12 protein-coding genes and 3 pseudogenes are annotated in these 17,221 nt (G+C 62.7%); 14 read left to right on the top strand and 1 reads right to left on the bottom strand.

The genetic code is table 11. The annotated features are described in order from the left end of the window. Positions 1 to 12: 12 nt before the first annotated feature. Positions 13 to 603: an amino acid synthesis family protein gene (locus ACZ5M5_RS16420; protein ID WP_464737626.1), complete on the bottom strand. Its 591-nt coding sequence runs from the start codon at positions 601 to 603 to the stop codon at positions 13 to 15. A 205-nt stretch (positions 604 to 808) separates the two neighbouring features. On the opposite strand from ACZ5M5_RS16420, the gene ACZ5M5_RS16415 reads away from it, so the two are divergent. The 14 genes and pseudogenes from ACZ5M5_RS16415 to ACZ5M5_RS16350 all read left to right on the top strand — a co-directional run bounded on the left by ACZ5M5_RS16415 (position 809) and on the right by ACZ5M5_RS16350 (position 17,054). Further along, complete coding sequence (locus ACZ5M5_RS16415; protein WP_464737625.1) at positions 809 to 2,296, top strand: hypothetical protein; 1,488 nt, start codon at positions 809 to 811, stop codon at positions 2,294 to 2,296. A gap of 504 nt (positions 2,297 to 2,800) precedes the next feature. Continuing rightward, positions 2,801 to 4,210 (top strand): circularly permuted type 2 ATP-grasp protein, encoded by a 1,410-nt coding sequence (locus tag ACZ5M5_RS16410; RefSeq protein ID WP_003201697.1) that lies wholly within the window; start codon positions 2,801 to 2,803, stop codon positions 4,208 to 4,210. A 3-nt stretch (positions 4,211 to 4,213) separates the two neighbouring features. Beyond that, positions 4,214 to 5,164, top strand: coding sequence for an alpha-E domain-containing protein (locus ACZ5M5_RS16405; protein WP_003201699.1), 951 nt, complete (start codon positions 4,214 to 4,216; stop codon positions 5,162 to 5,164). After that, positions 5,161 to 5,957: pseudogene (locus tag ACZ5M5_RS16400) on the top strand (transglutaminase family protein). The gene ACZ5M5_RS16405 and the pseudogene ACZ5M5_RS16400 overlap by 4 nt, the downstream one beginning before the upstream one ends. 876 nt (positions 5,958 to 6,833) lie before the next feature. Beyond that, the gene (locus ACZ5M5_RS16395; protein ID WP_060742202.1) at positions 6,834 to 7,436 is read left to right on the top strand and encodes a transposase; all 603 of its coding nucleotides are present in this window, start codon (positions 6,834 to 6,836) and stop codon (positions 7,434 to 7,436) included. Between the two features lie 68 nt (positions 7,437 to 7,504). Continuing rightward, positions 7,505 to 9,066 (top strand): annotated as a pseudogene (locus ACZ5M5_RS16390) (ShlB/FhaC/HecB family hemolysin secretion/activation protein). A 17-nt stretch (positions 9,067 to 9,083) separates the two neighbouring features. After that, positions 9,084 to 10,883, top strand: coding sequence for a DUF2341 domain-containing protein (locus tag ACZ5M5_RS16385; protein ID WP_464737624.1), 1,800 nt, complete (start codon positions 9,084 to 9,086; stop codon positions 10,881 to 10,883). A gap of 10 nt (positions 10,884 to 10,893) precedes the next feature. Next, positions 10,894 to 11,319: an ExbD/TolR family protein gene (locus ACZ5M5_RS16380; RefSeq protein WP_003201710.1), complete on the top strand. Its 426-nt coding sequence runs from the start codon at positions 10,894 to 10,896 to the stop codon at positions 11,317 to 11,319. A gap of 2 nt (positions 11,320 to 11,321) precedes the next feature. Beyond that, positions 11,322 to 12,026 carry an energy transducer TonB family protein gene (locus ACZ5M5_RS16375; protein ID WP_464737623.1) on the top strand — a complete coding sequence of 235 codons (705 nt, stop codon included), beginning with the start codon at positions 11,322 to 11,324 and terminating at the stop codon, positions 12,024 to 12,026. A gap of 39 nt (positions 12,027 to 12,065) precedes the next feature. Next, positions 12,066 to 13,757 carry a putative porin gene (locus ACZ5M5_RS16370; protein ID WP_060742206.1) on the top strand — a complete coding sequence of 564 codons (1,692 nt, stop codon included), beginning with the start codon at positions 12,066 to 12,068 and terminating at the stop codon, positions 13,755 to 13,757. A gap of 15 nt (positions 13,758 to 13,772) precedes the next feature. Further along, the gene (locus tag ACZ5M5_RS16365; RefSeq protein ID WP_060742207.1) at positions 13,773 to 14,420 is read left to right on the top strand and encodes a hypothetical protein; all 648 of its coding nucleotides are present in this window, start codon (positions 13,773 to 13,775) and stop codon (positions 14,418 to 14,420) included. A gap of 22 nt (positions 14,421 to 14,442) precedes the next feature. Beyond that, positions 14,443 to 14,922, top strand: coding sequence for a YbjN domain-containing protein (locus ACZ5M5_RS16360; RefSeq protein WP_464737622.1), 480 nt, complete (start codon positions 14,443 to 14,445; stop codon positions 14,920 to 14,922). After that, a pseudogene (locus ACZ5M5_RS16355) lies at positions 14,919 to 15,862 on the top strand (peptidylprolyl isomerase). The gene ACZ5M5_RS16360 and the pseudogene ACZ5M5_RS16355 overlap by 4 nt, the downstream one beginning before the upstream one ends. Before the next feature lie 211 nt (positions 15,863 to 16,073). Further along, the gene (locus tag ACZ5M5_RS16350) at positions 16,074 to 17,054 is read left to right on the top strand and encodes a LysR substrate-binding domain-containing protein (RefSeq protein ID WP_464737621.1); all 981 of its coding nucleotides are present in this window, start codon (positions 16,074 to 16,076) and stop codon (positions 17,052 to 17,054) included. Positions 17,055 to 17,221 lie beyond the last annotated feature (167 nt).

Raw genomic sequence — 17,221 nt, 5'->3', positions numbered from 1 at the left:
GCCCAGGCTGGATCACTGCGCATTCTCGGCGGCCAGCTCTTCCAGGTCGATGTAGCGGTTGCCGATGCGCGGGTGCAGGCGGCCGCCATCGGCGCAGCCCAGCACCACGACGATTTCGTCGGTGCGTGGGGCGTCTTCAATCTGCATTTCCAGGGTGATGTAGTGCGAACGCAGGCCTTCGTCGTCCTTGTGCATCATCGGGATCTGAATCGAAGTGCCAGGGCCGCCGCGCTTGTTGGTGAAGCTCAGGTAGCTCTTGGCCTTGACCGCTTCACGGTAATGGTTGCCAAAGCGCAGGGTGTGGATCACGGCGGAGGCATGCTCGATTTCGCCATCGGCACCGACCACCGCGGCCTTGCCGTAGGCTTGGATCTTCTCGGCGCCGCCGATGATACCTACCAGGCGCTCGACCATCAGTGCGCCGAGGTCGGAGCAGTTGGCGCGGATTTCCGGTTTCAGGTCTTCGACGAAACCGCGACCCAGCCAGGGATTTTTCATCACGACCGCCAGCCCGACCATGGTCACCGGTTTGTCGGTGGCCTTGCCGCCTTCAATGAACGTTTCTTCGACATAGCTGACGATCTTACGAATTTCGAAACTCATGAGCTGCTCCGTTGTGAGGGTAAGAGTGTCTGTGCGTATGATGGTATACCATAATACTGATGGCGCAAATCCCCACGGCGAGTTTGTGCTCGGGAGGCGACCGAAGGCAGCTTGCCCGCGACCCCAAGGGGAATTGGTCTACGCTTGGTGCGCGGACACCCGTTTGTTTTCGGATAACCCTGCAACGTGTCCCGGGGGAGGAAGGATGCCCTTCAAAGTCGCCGATAACTCAATCTCAGCCTGGTCGTTGATGGGCCAAACTTACGTGATGCTCAAACCCCACGAAGCCCTTATCAAGCGCTTCCTGGGGAGCGATCTGGAGGTTTGCTTTCCGACGACCGAGGCGGCCGTGCAGGCGCTGTCGCAGCCCACTCAAGCCTTTCCCCTCAAGTGGCGGGTGGGGCCCCCTCCATTGGTCGAGGCCAATCAAAGCATCAACCAGTGTCTGGATGCCCTGGCGCTTTATTTGCGGGACCAGGACAAACGCAAGTACCAGGACATGCTGGACGAGGCGAATGCCACAGGTGGCTCGCTGTTCACCGATGCGCGGAAAAACACACCGGCGCAATTCGTCGGCCAGAAGTGCACTTATTACTACCAGGGCGCGTACATGTCGGGTGATCAGTTCGCTGTCGGCGCCGCATTGCGCCATGACCTCTGCTCACGACTGATCTTGCTCTACGCGGCCGCTGACGAGGCGGCGGCCAAGCGGCTGGTCAAGTTCTATGGCACTTCCTGTGGGGTAAAGGCCGCTCGGTTGTTGCCGGTGTTGGTCACCGATGCCAAGGCTGCCTGCGAGACGTGTCGCCTGGTGGTCGACGCCAGGATCAATAAAAGTGCGCTGCCACCCTTCACCGACGCGGTACTGGGATTCCTGGCCGGCGTCGCCAACGGCGCAAAACTGTGCCCCGTGGGCGGCGCCACCACCGATGTCGCAGCGTCGGTGCTCAGTGGCGACGGCAAGGGCAGCATCGCCAAGTGGGACAATGTCGATCCCAATACCAATCGCTACTGGGCGTATCGCCTCGACAAGTTCCTGGCGCTCAAAGGGGTGGTCAAGGGCCAGAGCTACGTCATTGTCTGGACCCGCTTCAGCGGCAAGGACGGCGGCGCCCATCCCGAGTTGGACGACAGTTGGACGGGGTTGGGGCAGGTGTGTCACCGGCTGTTGAAAAAAGGTTGTAACGTCATCGTGGTCGGACGCCCGAGGACAAACCGGGACCTCAACGAGAAGCTGACGACCCACCTGGGGCAACTCGACCAAGCTGACGGTCCCGTGTCCCGAGCCAATCTTCAGGTCTGGGGGGAGTATTGGAAGTTGGACAACGGCAACCCCAACCAGAAAATAATCGGGCCGAACCGTGCTGCCGAATATGCCATTTTCCTGCGCATGAAAAGTGCCGAATGGAATTGCAAACTGGTGCACCTGGGCATGCGCAGCGGTGCGATGGATGCCGCGGCTTTGCTGGGCATGCGCACTCGATTCATCGAAAACGCCGGCAATGAACAGATCGCGCGAACGACCAAATGGACCGGGGCGACCAATACCAATCTTCTCTACCAGCGCATCCCGGTGGCTGAACTGCCTACTTGGAGGGCGCGAGGCCGAGAGGAAAACCTGGTGGTCAAGCGAGGTTACCTGCCCACAGACCTGGAGATGATCGTCGCCAGTGTCGAGGGCGCATTGACTTGAGGTGAACGGCCGTGCTGCTTCAAGCTGGGGCGACGGTATGAATCCGTGCATTTTCCTGCAACGTTGCAGTGCGTTCAGGTTTTCACTGCTTGGGGTTGAGTGCGGCGCGTGAAGGGTTAGCCGTGGATGAATGAGTAAAAACTTCCCTCTTGTGGGGCACGGTTGTCTCCTTCCACCCCCTCAAGAGCCTTTCAAGCCCCGTTCGAGAGAAAGGGCGCCCGCATTTATGGTCGTTAATGTCGCTAGATCGAAAAATAATTTCGCCTTTTTGCGGTTTTGCAATACTTCTTCTATCCAGTACGTGACACCGTCACGCTTAGGCACACCCTTTGCTAAGTATTGAAAACCCGGCCTTTCAGGCCAGGACACGCCATCCATCAAGAGCAACAGAGGGCAATTCCAGGACCGTACGCAATCAAGCAGGGTTTAAAGCAAGGCAAGGCCGAACCGTCGGAATGACGAAGTGATAAGAAATGCCGTGTAGAACGCGGCTGGGAGTTGGCTATGCCCCACGCTTTTTTTAATGAAATGTATGACGCAAAGGGTGACTGCCGCCCGCATTACCAAGCCTTCTCGCGCTGGCTGGCGGACACCCCGCTTGAACTGCTGGAGCAACGCCGCCGCGAAGCCGACCTGCTGTTCCATCGGGCTGGCATCACCTTCACCCTCTACGGGGACGAGCAGGGCACCGAGCGCCTGATCCCCTTCGATATCATTCCCCGCAGCATCAAGGCCAGTGAATGGCAGATGGTCGAGCGTGGTTGCATCCAGCGGGTCCAGGCCCTGAACATGTTCCTGGCCGACATCTACCATGGGCAGCACATCCTCAAGGAAGGGATCATCCCGCCCGAGCAGGTGCTCGCCAACGAGGGCTACCAGATCGCGATGCAGGGCCTGAACCTGCACCGGGGCATCTACGCCCATATCGCCGGTGTCGACTTGGTTCGCGACGGTGACGGCAGCTATTACGTGCTGGAAGACAACCTGCGCACGCCCAGCGGCGTGAGCTACATGCTCGAAGACCGCAAGATGATGATGCGCCTGTTCCCCGAGCTCTTCGCCGCCCAGCGCGTGGCCCCCATCGATCATTACCCGAACCTGCTGCTCGACACCCTCAAGAGCTCAAGCCCCCTGGAAAACCCCACCGCCGTGGTGCTGACGCCGGGACGCTTCAACAGTGCCTATTTCGAACACGCCTTCCTGGCCCGTGAAATGGGCGTGGAGCTGGTGGAGGGGGCCGATCTGTTCGTGCGGGACGACCACGTGTATATGCGCACCACCGCCGGGCCTCGGCAGGTGGACGTGATTTACCGTCGCCTTGACGACGCCTACCTCGACCCGCTGTCGTTCAACCCCGATTCGATGCTGGGCGTGCCCGGGCTGATCGCTGTTTACCGTGCGGGCAACGTGGTGCTGGCGAACGCGGTCGGCACAGGCGTGGCCGACGACAAGTCGATCTACCCTTACGTCGACGAAATGATCCGCTTCTACCTCACTGAAGAACCAATCCTGAAGAACGTGCCCACCTGGCAGTGCCGCAAGCCCCAGGACCTGTCCCATGTGCTGGCCAACCTGCCGGATCTGGTGGTCAAGGAAACCCAGGGCTCCGGCGGCTACGGCATGCTGGTCGGGCCGGCCGCCAGCGCGGCGGAGATCGAAGATTTCCGCGCGCGCCTCAAGGCCCGTCCCGAAGCCTACATCGCCCAGCCGACCTTGAGCCTGTCCACGTGCCCGACCTTTGTCGAGAGCGGCATCGCGCCGCGCCACATCGACCTGCGTCCGTTCGTGCTGTCGGGCAAGGAAACGCGCCTGGTGCCCGGCGGGCTGACCCGCGTGGCACTGCGCGAAGGCTCGCTGGTGGTGAACTCGTCCCAGGGCGGCGGCACCAAAGACACTTGGGTAGTGGAGGACTAAGACATGCTTTCAAGAACTGCTTCGGACCTCTATTGGATGTCCCGCTACCTGGAGCGCGCCGAGAACCTGGCGCGCATGCTCGAAGTCAGTTATTCGCTGTCGCTGATGCCCCAGGCCGGACGCAGCGATGGCCATGCCGAGCTGGCGATGTCGCTGCTGGCGGCCGGTACGCTGGACGACTACAACGCCCGTTATGACGCGCTCAACACCGAGCGCATGCTGCATTTCTTCGCCTTGGACGAAACCAACCCCGGCAGTATCTATAGCTGCCTGCGAGCCGCGCGGACCAATGCCCATGCCGTGCGCGGGCGCATCACCGCCGACATGTGGGAAAACATCAACGCCACCTGGCTGGAAATGCGCAACATCGCCAGCAATGGCCTGGGGCGCTACGGCATCAGCCATTTCTGTGAATGGGTCAAGGAGCGTTCGCACCTGTTCCGCGGCGCGACATCGGGCACCATCATGCGCAACGATGCCTACTGTTTTATCCGCCTGGGGACCTTTATCGAACGGGCCGACAACACCCTGCGCCTGCTGGATGCTCGCTATGAAATGTTCGGCGAGGAATCGGAGGAGGTCAGCGACAACTCGGCCCGTGGCTATTACCAGTGGAGCGCCTTGTTGCGCGCGTTGTCTTCGTTCGAGGCGTTCAACGAGATCTACCGCAACGCGCCCAATGCCGAGCAAGTGTCCGAGATGTTGCTGTTGCGGGCCGACGTCCCACGCTCGCTGCATGCGTGTATCGAGGAACTGGACCATATCCTCGCCAGTTTGCCGGGCAACAACGGCCGGCCGGCACAACGCCTGGCCGCCGAGCTGAATGCGCGCCTGCGCTATTCCGGAATCGACGAAATCCTGGCGTCGGGCTTGCACCAATGGTTGACCGACCTGATTGGTCAGATCCGCCACTTGGGCCAGACCGTCCATGAGTCTTACCTGGAGGTCGTATGAAACTGTCCATACGCCACGACACGACTTACAGCTACGCCGATGAAGTCTGCACCAGCATCCAGTTCCTGCGCCTGACGCCCCGGGACACCCAGCGCCAGCGCATCTTGCAATGGCATCTGGAACTGCCGAGACTGGTGCGCAGCCAGATTGACCCCTATGGCAACATCCTCCACGTGATGACCATGGACGAGCCCACGGTGCCTTGGTGCTGACGGCGTATGGCGAGGTGGAAATCCATCAGTCCATCGCGATGGAACCGGACACTCAGTCACCGCTGCCGTTTCTGCGCACCAGCCGCCTCACCCAGGCGGATGAGAACCTCAGCGCCTTCGCGGTCGAACAATGTGCCGGCCGACGCGATCGGTCGGCCTTGACCGACCTGATGAACGGCCTGGCGGCGCGGATGCCCTACAGCCCCGGCACGACCGCGGTCAACAGCACCGCCGCCGAGGCGTTTGCCGGTGGAACGGGGGTTTGCCAGGACCATACCCACGCCTTCCTGGCCTGCGCGCGCAGCCTGGGTATTCCAGCGCGCTATGTTTCCGGCTATCTGTGCACCGAAGATGAAAGCCACCTGGCAAGCCACGCCTGGGCCGAAGCCTGGCTGGACGATGGCTGGTACAGCTTCGACGTGACCAACCGCTTGACCCTTCCCGATCGCCACCTGAAACTGGCGATCGGCCTGGACTACCTCGACGCCTGCCCGGTACGCGGCATGCGCCGGGGTGGCGGGGCGGAACAGATGCAGGCGCGGGTGCAGGTGAGCTCGATGGTGCAGGTGCAGCACCAGTAAAGGCACAGGCTTTCTCGCCAACACCCGAGCTCCCACACTGGAATGAGTGGTGGACGCAAACCCTGTCTCCACCCGAGCACCTCTGTGGGAGCCGAGCTTGCTCGCGATGACGGCTGCCCAGCCGACATCACCGCCAACAGACCCACCGCCATCGCGAGCAAGCTCGCTCCCACACTGGAATGGGTAGTGGACGCAAACCCTGTCTCCACCCGAGCACCTCTGTGGGAGCCGAGCTTGCTCGCGATGACGGCTGCCCAGCCGACATCATCGCCAACAGACCCACCGCCATCGCGAGCAAGCTCGGCTCCCACACTGAAATGGGGGTGGACACAAACCCTGTCTCCACCCGAGAACCCCTGTGGGAGCGAGCTTGCTCGCGATGACGGCTGCCCAGCCGACATCATCGCCAACAGACCCACCGCCATCGCGAGCAAGCTCGGCTCCCACACTGAAATGGGGGTGGACGCAAACCCTGTCTCCACCCGAGAACCCCTGTGGGAGCGAGCTTGCTCGCGATGACGGCTGCCCAGCCGACATCATCGCCAACAGACCCACCGCCATCGCGAGCAAGCTCGGCTCCCACACTGAAATGGGGGTGGACGCAAACCCTGTCTCCACCCGAGAACCCTTGTGGGAGCGAGCTTGCTCGCGATGACGGCTGCCCAGCTGGCATCACCGCCAACTGATCCACTGCTATCGCGAGCAAGCTCGCTCCCACAAAAAGCGTACGCCCTCCTTACCCTCCAAAATGAAGCTTTCATGACAAAAGTTCGGTAGCACATCGCCATTCCCGTCATGCCTGTGTGACGTGTTCGAGGGGACCTTTCAGGTCGTTTGGAGCCGGGGCGCGAAGCCGGGAGTGAGGCGATGGGGACTATGGAACGTTATTCGAAAGTGGGCATGCAGGAGCTTGACCAACGGTTGTCGAAGATCGTCGAGGCGGCGCGCAAGCAGCCGGTTTCGGTGTATCGCTACGGCGCGCCGTGGGTCTGGATCGTTTCCCAGGATGACTGGCAGGGCGCGCTCAAGGAGGTGTCCAGCTACATTCCGCAAGGCCATTCACTGGTCTTGCTGCGTCCGCAGATCGACGACCTGCTGGATGACCATCGCGATGTGCTGCAGGGCCTCAACGCCAGTGCCCAGATGCTGATCGCACCGCAAACCGCCATGCACATCCTCCTGCTGCAACTGCTCTATTCGGTGCCCAGCGAGCAGCAACTCTACGAACAACTCAATTACAACCTGCTGTTCCGCTGGTTCGTCGGCCTGGACCTGAACCAGAAGGTCTGGAGCTTCAACGTCCTGAGCAAAGACCTCGCCACGCTGCTGGGCGATGCGCGGGCGGTGCGGCTCATCGAAAAAATCATCGGTGAAGTGTTCTGTGGCGCCTTGCTGCAAATGCCGGAGTTCTCCTTGAACTTCGCGCTGCTGCACACCTGGCTGGCCCGGCACGCCACGACATCGACCATAAGCAATTGAGCCGTACTTTGAATTCAGGGGGTGGTGTGGAGCATTTCTTCAAATCGCGGCCGGCGCTGTGGGGCTGGTTGCTGCTGGCGGTCGGGGGCCGTCGGCCTTTGCCGCCGAAGGCGGGCAGCAGGCCGACGCGGCACCGACGCGCCTGGTGGATGTGAACGAGTATTTCGTGCGCGGCAACACCGTGCTCGATGCCCGGGCCATCGAGGAAGCGGTGTACCCGTTCCTGGGGCCGCAAAAGGCCTTGAGCGACATCGAAGGCGCCCGGGAAGCCCTGCAAAAAGCCTATCAGGTCCGCGGTTATCAATCGGTATTCGTCGAGCTGCCAGAGCAGAAAGTCGAAGACGGCATCGTTTACCTGCAAGTCAGCGAGACCAAGATCGGTCGGGTGCGCGTGGTAGGGGCCAAGCACTATTCGCCCGTTGAAATCCGTGACGACGTGCCGGCGCTGAAGGAAGGCGAGGTACCCGATTTCGCCCGGGTCCAGGCAGAGCTGGCGCAGTTGAACAAGACCCCGGGACGCCAGGTCATGCCGCTGGTGCGCGAAGGCCAGCGCCCCGGGACCATGGACGTGGATTTACAAGTCGAAGACCAGGACCCTTGGCAGGCCAGCCTGGGGCTGAACAACGACTACAGTGCCGACACCGAAAAGCTGCGCACGGTCGCCAGCCTGGGCTACAACAACCTCTGGCAACTGGGCCACAGCGTTTCACTGACTTTCTTCACCGCGCCCCAGGACACCGAAAACGCCAAGGTCTGGTCGGGTTCCTACACCGCGCCGCTGAGCGAACGCTGGAGTGTGCAGTTCTCGGGGTACCAATCCGACAGCAACGTGGCGACCGTCGGCGGCAGTAACGTGTTGGGCAAAGGGCATTCCTACGGGGTGTCGGCGATCTACAGCCTGCCGTCCACGGGGGCATGGGCCAACAGCTTTTCGGTCGGGGTGGATTTCAAGGACTTCGAGGAAGAGCTGAACCTGGGCGGTGCCAGCGACAAGGCGCCACTCAAGTACGCGCCGTTCACCTTCGCCTATAACGGTTTTCGCTACACCGAAAACAGCCAGTTGGGCCTCGGCCTGAGCCTGGTGGCGGGTACCCGGAGCCTGCTGGGCTATGGCAGCTCCGACGAAGCGTTCGACTACAAGCGCTATCGCGCCAGCCCCAGCTTCGCGGTGCTCAAGGGCGACGGCAATTACACCTTCACCTTCGGCAACGACTGGCAGACCGCCTCCAAGGCCGCCTTCCAACTGGCCTCCGGGCCGCTGGTTTCCAACGAGCAATTCTCCGCCGGTGGCGCCACCTCGGTGCGCGGCTATCTGGCTGCCGAGCGCACCGGCGACGACGGCTACCTGCTGTCCCAGGAGCTGCGTACCCCGTCCCTGGCCAAGCTCCTCGGCAGTTATGTCCAGGAGTGGCGTTTCTATGCCTTCGCCGAAGGCGCGCAGCTGTATTTGCGTGACGAACTGCCCGACCAGGAAGCCGACTACAGCCTCGCCAGCGTCGGCCTCGGCACCCGCGCGAGCCTGAGCAAATGGCTGTCCGGCAGCCTCGATTGGGGCTATCCGCTGCTCGAAGGGCCGAACACCTCGAAACAGGAATCGCGCCTGCACTTCAACCTGCAAGCGACGTTTTGAACCCAGGAGTCATGTCCATGCAACGCTTATTGTTATCCCTGTTGATCTGCCTGGGGCTGGTGCTTCCGGCGACCGCCAACGCCTGGTGGCAGGACGACTGGCACTATCGCAAACAGATTTCGGTGGACACCACGCCCCAGGGCGCCGCCATTGCCCAGGCCTTGGGCCGCACCGCGTTGCTGGTGCGCTTGCACACCGGCAACTTCACCTTCGACGGGGTCAAGGACGACGGCTCGGACTTGCGTTTCGTCAGTGCCGACGACAAGACCGTGCTCAATCACCAGATCGAAAGCTTCGACCCGCTGATGGGCATGGCGCTGATCTGGGTCGACGTGCCAAGCGTGGAGGGCGGTCAGCGCCAGGACGTGTGGATGTATTACGGCAACCAGAAGGCGCCGGCCACGAGCAGCGGCCAGTTGACCTTCGACCCGGACTACACCGCCCTGTACCACTTCGACGGCGCCACCGGCGTACCGCCCCGGGATACCACGGCCTACGGCAACAATGCCCAGGGCGCGACCGGCGTGAGTATCGACGGCGTGATCGGGCGGGCCTTGCAGTTCAACGGCCAGCCGTTGTTGTTGCCGGCCAGTCCGTCGTTGCAACACAGTGCCGGTGCGGCGTTCACCTTCAGCACCTGGCTGCGCCAGGACCAGGCCAGTGGCGAACAAGTGATCCTGGCCCGTCGCGAAGCCGCCACCAGCCTGTTGGTTGGGGTCAACCAGGGTGTGCCGTTCGTGGCGATCAATGACCAGCGCGCGGTCTCGACCCAGCCGCTGAACCCCGGTCAGTGGCAGCACCTGGCGTTGACCGCCTCGGGCGACCGGGTCGTGTTGTACGTCAACGGGCGTGAGACCGCGAGCCTGGCGGTGGCGATGCAGGCGTTCAATTCGCCGATCGCCCTGGGTGCCGATGTCTCCGCCGGAGCCTTCGCGCCTTTCAGCGGCGCCATGGACGAAGCGCGCCTGTCCAAGGTCGCTCGTCCGGCGCCGTTGCTGTTGGCCGACGCCAGTGCCCAGGGCGCCGAATCGAAACTGGTGGCCTACGGCGTCGATGAAGAGCAGTCCGGCTTCGGTTTCGGCAGCCTGGGGTTCCTGCTCAACGCCGTGCCGCTCGACGCTTGGGTGATCATCGGGGTGCTGGTGCTGATGATGTTCCAGTCGTGGATCATCATGATCCGCAAGAACCGCATGGTCAGCCGCCTCAGTGCCGCCAACGAAGTTTTCCGCGAGCAGTTCGCCAAGATCGGCACGCGCCTGGAAATGTTCGCCGACGACCAGGACCTCGCCCAGCGCCTGCAACATTCATCGCTGTGGCGCTTGTACTTGGTGGCCGTCAAGGAAATCCGCACCCGCCGTGAGCAGGGCGCTGACACCTCGTCGGTGTCGGCGGCCACCATCGAAGCGATCCGTTGCTCGATGGACGGCGTGCGCACCCGCGAGAACCAGGCGCTGAGTTCGAAGCTCTCGACCCTGTCCAACGCCATCGCCGGCGGGCCGTACATCGGCCTGCTCGGCACTGTGCTGGGGATCATGGTGGTGTTCCTCGGCACGGCCATGGCTGGCGACGTGAACATCAACGCTATCGCCCCGGGCATGGCCGCGGCATTGCTCGCCACTGCCATGGGCCTGTTCGTCGCGATCCCGGCGTTGTTTGGCTACAACCGCCTGATCACCCGTAACAAGGAAGTCAGCGCCGACATGCGGGTCTTTGTCGACGAGTTCATCACGCGCCTGGCGGAGATGCACGGCGAAGGCCAGTCCGGTGAAGCGGCCCCTCGTCGCGGTCATCACGTCCAATCGTCCGTACCGGCCTGAGGGAATCGCCATGGCTAGCGTAAACGCTTCACACGATGACGACGATGATGCAGCGGTCGACAGCATCAACATCACGCCGCTGGTGGATGTGCTCATGGTGGTGCTGGTGATGTTCATCCTCACGGCCACGGCCCAGGTGTCAGGTATCCAGATCAACCTGCCCAAGGCCAGTGCCTCGGTGTCGTTGTCCGAGGCCAAGACCAAGGCGATTTCGGTGAACGATGGCGGGCAGGTGTTCCTCGATGCCTATCCGGTGACCCTGGCCGAGCTGGAAGAGCGCCTGCGGATCGAAAAGGCGCAGAGCCCGGACTTCCCGGTGATCGTGCGCGGCGATGCGACGGTGCAGTACCAGAAAGTCATTGAAGTGCTGGATCTGTTGCGGCGCCTGGAACTGTCCCAGGTCGGTCTCGTGACCGGCAAACCGAGCCAGGGCTGATCATGACCGCCAGACTTCCCATCGATCCGCCCCCGGTGAAGACTTCGCCGCTGCGCCTGCTCAAGTGGGCCGCCGGCCTGCTGCTGGGCGCCGTCGCGGCCTGGCTGCTGTGGCAGTGGGCCAATGACATGAGTGGCGTGCGCCGCGAAGCCCCGAAGGTGCCGACCATCATCCCGCTGCCGCCTCCGCCCCCACCACCGCCAGAGAAGCCCAAGGAGCCGGAACCCCAGGTCGAGGAGAAAGTGGTCGAGCCAGAGCCGACCCCGGAACCCGAAGAGGTCAAGCCCGAAGAAGAAGCGCCGCCGTCGCCGGTGGATGACCTGGCGAACCCGATGCAAATGGACGGCGATGCCCAGTCCGGCAACGACGCGTTCAACATCGGTGCCGGCAAGGGCGGCGGCATGGCCGGGGCAGGGAGCGGGCGCCTGGGCAATGGCACTTACAGCCAGTTCCTGGCGTTCACCTTCCAGCGTTTGCTGCGGGAAAACCCCGACTTGCGCAGCCTGGCGTTCTCGCTGCAGGCCGATGTCTGGCTCAGCGCGGTGGGGGAGATCACCCGGGTCGAGCTGGTCAAGTCCAGCGGCAACCCGCAGGTGGACGAGCAAGTGATTTCCGCCCTGCGTACCGCGCCCCATTTGAGTGAACGGCCACCGGCCTCCCTGACTTTGCCCGTGCGCCTGTCCTTGCAGGGACGACGGCCGGGTTAACCGACTATTTGAAAGTTTGCCAACAGGAGTTGTGTGCAGATGATTTCCAATGTGAATCGATTGTCGTGGGCGATCGGCCTGGTGGTCCTGAGCCTGGCCGGCCACGCGGCGGCCGCCCCGGCGCCTTCGGAAAACGCCACGATCAATCTGATCCGCCTGCTGGTGCAGCAGGGCGTGTTGAAACAGGACCAGGCCGATGGCTTGATCGCCCAGGCCGAACGGGAAGCCGTGCAGGCCCGCCAAGCCGCCACGGCAGTCGCCGCCACGCCGGCCGGTGCGCCGGGGGACGTGCGTGTGCAGTACGTGCCGAATATCGTGCGTGAGCAGATCCGCGACCAGGTCAAGGCCGAAGTCATGGCCACCGCCAAGCAGGAAAACTGGGCCCAGCCCAACACCTTCCCGGATTGGGTCTCGCGCATCAGTTTCGATGGCGACATTCGCCTGCGGGACGAGTCGCGCTACTACTCTGGCACCAACAGCAACGAAATCGTCGATTTCGCCCGGCTCAATGACAAGGGGCCTTACGACGTCAACCCCAACAGCAGTTCCAGCCTGCCGCCGTTGCTCAATACCCGCGAAGACCGGGAAAACCTGTTCCGCCTGCGTGCCCGACTGGGCATGAAGGCCGTGATTGCCCCTCAATGGACGGCGGGCATCCGCATCGGCACCGGCTCGGACAACAACCCGGTGTCCACCACCCAGACCCTCGGTGGTGGCTTTGGCAAAAAAGACATCTGGCTCGACCAGGGCTACCTGACCTGGAAACCCTCGGACGAATTGACCCTGACCGGCGGGCGTTTCGCCAACCCGTTCTTCTCCACCGACCTGTTGTATTCCGGCGACCTGAACTTCGATGGCGTGGCGGCGAATTTCAACCACAAGCTCAATCAGGACTGGGGCGTGTTCGGTACCGTCGGCGCGTTCCCGGTGGAGTACACCAACGACACCAGCACCAGCAATGGCAGCGACAAGGAAGAGAGCGACAACAAGTGGCTGTACGGTGCGCAAGTGGGGGCCAACTGGGCCATCAACGACAGCAACCGGATCAAGGGCGCGTTGGCCTATTACCGCTTCGACGACATCGAAGGCCAGCGTTCTTCGCCGTGCCAGCCCTGGGCCGGTGATCCAGGCTGTGACAGCGACGGTTCGCGGGTAGCGTTCATGCAGAAAGGCAACACCGTGTTCCTGCTGCGCGACATCACGCCCAACCCCCTCAACCCGTCGACCACGCCACAGCCGCAATATGTCGGCCTGGCCTCGGAGTTCAACCTGCTGGACCTGAACTTCGCGTGGGACACCGATCTGCCCGAAGACCTGAAACTGCGCAGCCAGGCCCATTACGTTCACAACCTGGGCTACGACGAAGGCGAGATGCGCAAGCGCTCCGCGGGGCAGTTCGCCAACAACCTGGACAGCGATGGCGAGGTGGAAAGCGGCGCCAACGCCTGGATGCTCCAGTTCACCCTTGGCAACTCCCTGGAGCTCAAGCGCGAGGGCGACTGGAACCTGTTCGCCGGCTACAAGTACATCCAGCCGGACGCCTTGCCGGACGGCTTCAACGATTCGTCATTCCATCTGGGTGGCACCAATGCCAAGGGTTATTTCCTGGGCGGCAACTATGGCCTGGCGAGCAACGTCTTCGCCACCGGTCGCTGGTTGAGTTCCGAAGCGGTGTACGGCGCGCCGTACGACATCGATGTCTTGCAGCTTGAAATCAACACGCGCTTCTAAGCGCAGGGAGGCCTCATGAAAAGGCGTGCCATCTACCAATGTCCGGCCGCGTTACTGGTGCTGGGCCTGCTTCTGAGCGGCGGCGCCCACGGCGAAGGCCTGGAAGAACGCCTGCGGGCGCAACTGCGCAGCACCACCGCCCAGTTGCAAACCCTGCAAAGCGAACAGGCCCAGGCCAGTGCCGCCCGGCAGGCCGCGGAGACCCAGGCCAAGGAGGCCCAGGCGCAGATCAAGCAATTGACCGCGCAATTGAGCAAGGCCCAGGCCCTGAATGAGCAACTGGCCGGGCATCAGCAAAACCTGCAAAGCCAGGCCCAGGCCCAGGTAGCGGCCAGCAACGAGCAAATGGGCAAGTTCAAGAAAGCCTACGACGAGCTGCTGGTGCTGGCTCGCGGCAAAGAGGCCGAGCGCGCGCGCCTGGAGGCGCAATTGACCGAGCGTGACACACAAGTGCAGCAATGTTCGGTCAAGAATCAGCAGATGTACGAAGTCGCCAAGACGCTGCTGCATGCCTACGAAACCATTGATGTGACCGACATCGTGAAGATCCGCCAGCCGTTCGCGGCCAAGGCCCGGGTGCGTTTCGAAGAGCTGGCCCAAGGGTTTGGCGATGATCTCTACAAGAACCGTTTCGATGCGCCCCAGGCCTCGATCACTCACTGAACAGAACAAGGAGGAATCGAACATGACCTCAATGATTGAAAGCGTCGATGCAAAATCCCTGACCGAGTTGTTGCAGGCCGCGGGTTATCGGGTCAACGAAACCGAGCAGAACGGCATTGTGCAACTGCTCAGTGCCAGCCAGGGCATCGGCTTTGCCGTGCGTTTCGGCAATCCGGCGGCGACTGCAGGCGAGTACCTGGACTTCACCTTCAGCTGTGCCTTGCGGGTGCAGGGCCAATTGCCGGCCGGGTTGGCAGAACTGTGGAACGCCTCGCGACGTTTTGCCCGGTTGTCGCTGCAAGGCGAATTCCTGGTGATGGAAATGGACGTCGTGGTTGCCGCGGGCGTGAGTGCCAATCATCTGCGCAGTCACCTGGAACTGTGGGACCGCCTGTTGCAGGAATTCATTGTCTACCTGCGTGAGTACAGCCAGAACGCGGCGCGGGCGCAAACCCCGGCCGAGCCCGTCGAGGCGCCCTTGGAGGAGGCCGTCGCATCGTGAAAAAGCCGACCTTCGTCATCAGCGCCGCGGCGCTGGGCCTGATCGCCGTGGCGCTGGTGCTGGGCCTGCGGCCGGGCAGCGATCCGGTCGCCGCGGTGCAGACCGCCAGCGTTGTTTCGGCCGACTCGCCGAGTTTGGCCCGACTGGGCAACCAGCAGGTCAGCCCCGAAGAACTCAAGACCTTGCTGGCCGCACTGGCCCCGAGGTTCGTCAGCAAATGCGAGGTAATCGGGCTGCGTTGGAGGGCTGGATCCGTGCCCGCCTGGCGGAAAAAGCCGTGTTGGAGCAGGCCGATGCCCAGGGTTGGCGTCAGCGGCCCGAGGTGGAGCGGCAGACACGAGCGGCGGCTGAGCAGATTGTGTTTCGCGATTACTTGCAGTCGGTGAGCCAGGTGCCGGCCGGGTATCCCAGTGAAGACGAGTTGAAGCAGGCTTACGACGCCGGGAAAGCCAACTGGACCGCACCGGCGTTGTACCGCGTCAGCCAGATTTTCCTGGCAGCCACTGAACCGCAAACCGTGGAGGCGGTGCGCCGGCAAGCGCTGGAATTGAGCAGGAAAGCCCAGGCCTCACCCGCTGAGTTCGGCGTCCTGGCCAGTCGTTTTTCCCAGGACCGCGCCAGTGCCGAGCGCGGCGGTGACAGTGGTTACCAGCCGTTGCAGCAACTGGTGCCGCCGGTGCGCGAGGCCGTGGCACGCTTGAAGGTCGGCGCGGTATCGGACCCGGTGCAGAGCCCGGCAGGGTTCCATGTCATCAAGCTCACCGAGCAACAACCGGCCCGAGAGGCGACGCTGGATGAAGTCCGCGAGCGCCTGACCCAGGCCCTGCGTGCCCAGCGCCAGGAACAGATCGCCAAGGCGTACCTGGACGGCATGCTCGACACGGCGACGTTGAGCATCGATGGCGCGCAGTTGAGCAAGGTGTTGGAGGAGGGGCTTTAGGCAGGTCCACATCAGACCCGTGGCGAGGGAGCTTGCTCCCGCTGGGCTGCGTAGCAGCCCTCACGAATTGACCGCAGTCCTTCAGTGATAACTCCGCAGCGTTTTTTGGGGTTGCTGCGCAACCCAGCGGGAGCAAGCTCCCTCGCCACAGGGCGTTGTTTAGAAGACTCGCGCAGCTCCACGTATCCGTACAACCGACAGGGAGTCACCCATGACCTTCATCGAGCCCGCAGGACGCCAGGCTGTCACCGCATACCGCACACCGTTGCGTGCCCCCGACCCGTGGCTGGCCATGGCCGGCGGTATCGAGCCGCAGGTGGCGCAGTGCTTCCTGGTCAGTGCCCGTTGCGGCTGTTTCATGCAAGCGGCCCGCAGCCTCAACGTCAAGGCGACCTGGCTGCGCAAGCAGTTGGCGCAATTGGAGGCGCGGCTGCAACGTTCGCTGTTCAGCTTCCAGGGCAGCGCCTTGACCCTCAGTCGCGAGGGCCGGCAGTTGCAGGCGCGCTTGATTAGCCTGGCCCACGAAAGCGCGCCGCCCTTGAACGATCAACCCTTGATTCGCCTGGCCGTGGCCGAGTCGATACTGCATGACATCCTGGGCCGTGACCTGATTTCATTGCTGCGACGCAACGCCAGCGTGCGACTGCAGATCATCACCCTGGACAGTGACCTGGCGCTGCAAGCCGTCAGCGCCGACCTGGTGCTGTGGTTGAGCGAGGCCCACACGTTGGGGCCGGGGCCGAGTTTCGCCACGTTGCCCGCGGATCGACTGGCGCGGCTGGACTATGTGCCGCACATCGCCAAGCGCTACTCGCGCCCGGCCACACGCCCGGACTGCCTGGACGACCTGAACGATTACATGCTGGTGCAATGGCAGGCGGACCGACACGTGGACGGCTTCGCACCGTGGAACGCCTTGATAGAACAACGCCGGGCCGGCGTGGTGCAGGTGCAATCCTACGAACTGATGCTGGAAATGATTCGCTGCAGCGCCTGCATCGGCCTGTTGCCGCAGTACATGAGCCGCTTCGACCGAGGCCTGGTGGCGTTGCCGCAAGTGTTTGGCCTGTCGATGCAACGGCACTTGTGGATGGCCGTCAATGCCCAGGCCGAAGGCTCGCCGCAGGTGCAGATGCTGCGTGAACTGATCCACCACACGCTGGATGAGCGGCGGGATTGGTTCCAGGCCTGACCGAAGCCGGAAGTAGTCCCTCTGTGGGAGCTGAGCTTGCTCGCGATAGCGGTGGTTCAGCTTGCATTGATATTGAATGTGCCGCCGTCATCGCGAGCAAGCTCGCTCCCACATGGGTTCTTGGGCGCCCACAGATTCAGCATCCACCAACAATTCCCTGTGGGAGC

This window comes from Pseudomonas sp. Van50, assembly GCF_055390755.1.
The sequence above is the reverse complement of the archived record's forward strand: the minus strand, read 5'-3'. Positions and strand labels throughout refer to the sequence as shown.

Bases quoted from the DNA above. Each gene is read 5' to 3' on its own strand.
- ACZ5M5_RS16360 (WP_464737622.1), top strand. From the start codon at position 14,443: ATGACCTCAATGATTGAAAGCGTCGATGCAAAATCCCTGACCGAGTTG.
- ACZ5M5_RS16385 (WP_464737624.1), top strand. From the start codon at position 9,084: ATGCAACGCTTATTGTTATCCCTGTTGATCTGCCTGGGGCTGGTGCTT.
- ACZ5M5_RS16395 (WP_060742202.1), top strand. From the start codon at position 6,834: ATGGAACGTTATTCGAAAGTGGGCATGCAGGAGCTTGACCAACGGTTG.
- ACZ5M5_RS16410 (WP_003201697.1), top strand. From the start codon at position 2,801: ATGCCCCACGCTTTTTTTAATGAAATGTATGACGCAAAGGGTGACTGC.
- ACZ5M5_RS16370 (WP_060742206.1), top strand. From the start codon at position 12,066: ATGATTTCCAATGTGAATCGATTGTCGTGGGCGATCGGCCTGGTGGTC.
- ACZ5M5_RS16375 (WP_464737623.1), top strand. From the start codon at position 11,322: ATGACCGCCAGACTTCCCATCGATCCGCCCCCGGTGAAGACTTCGCCG.
- ACZ5M5_RS16380 (WP_003201710.1), top strand. From the start codon at position 10,894: ATGGCTAGCGTAAACGCTTCACACGATGACGACGATGATGCAGCGGTC.
- ACZ5M5_RS16365 (WP_060742207.1), top strand. From the start codon at position 13,773: ATGAAAAGGCGTGCCATCTACCAATGTCCGGCCGCGTTACTGGTGCTG.
- ACZ5M5_RS16350 (WP_464737621.1), top strand. From the start codon at position 16,074: ATGACCTTCATCGAGCCCGCAGGACGCCAGGCTGTCACCGCATACCGC.
- ACZ5M5_RS16415 (WP_464737625.1), top strand. From the start codon at position 809: ATGCCCTTCAAAGTCGCCGATAACTCAATCTCAGCCTGGTCGTTGATG.
- ACZ5M5_RS16405 (WP_003201699.1), top strand. From the start codon at position 4,214: ATGCTTTCAAGAACTGCTTCGGACCTCTATTGGATGTCCCGCTACCTG.
- ACZ5M5_RS16420 (WP_464737626.1), bottom strand. From the start codon at position 603: ATGAGTTTCGAAATTCGTAAGATCGTCAGCTATGTCGAAGAAACGTTC.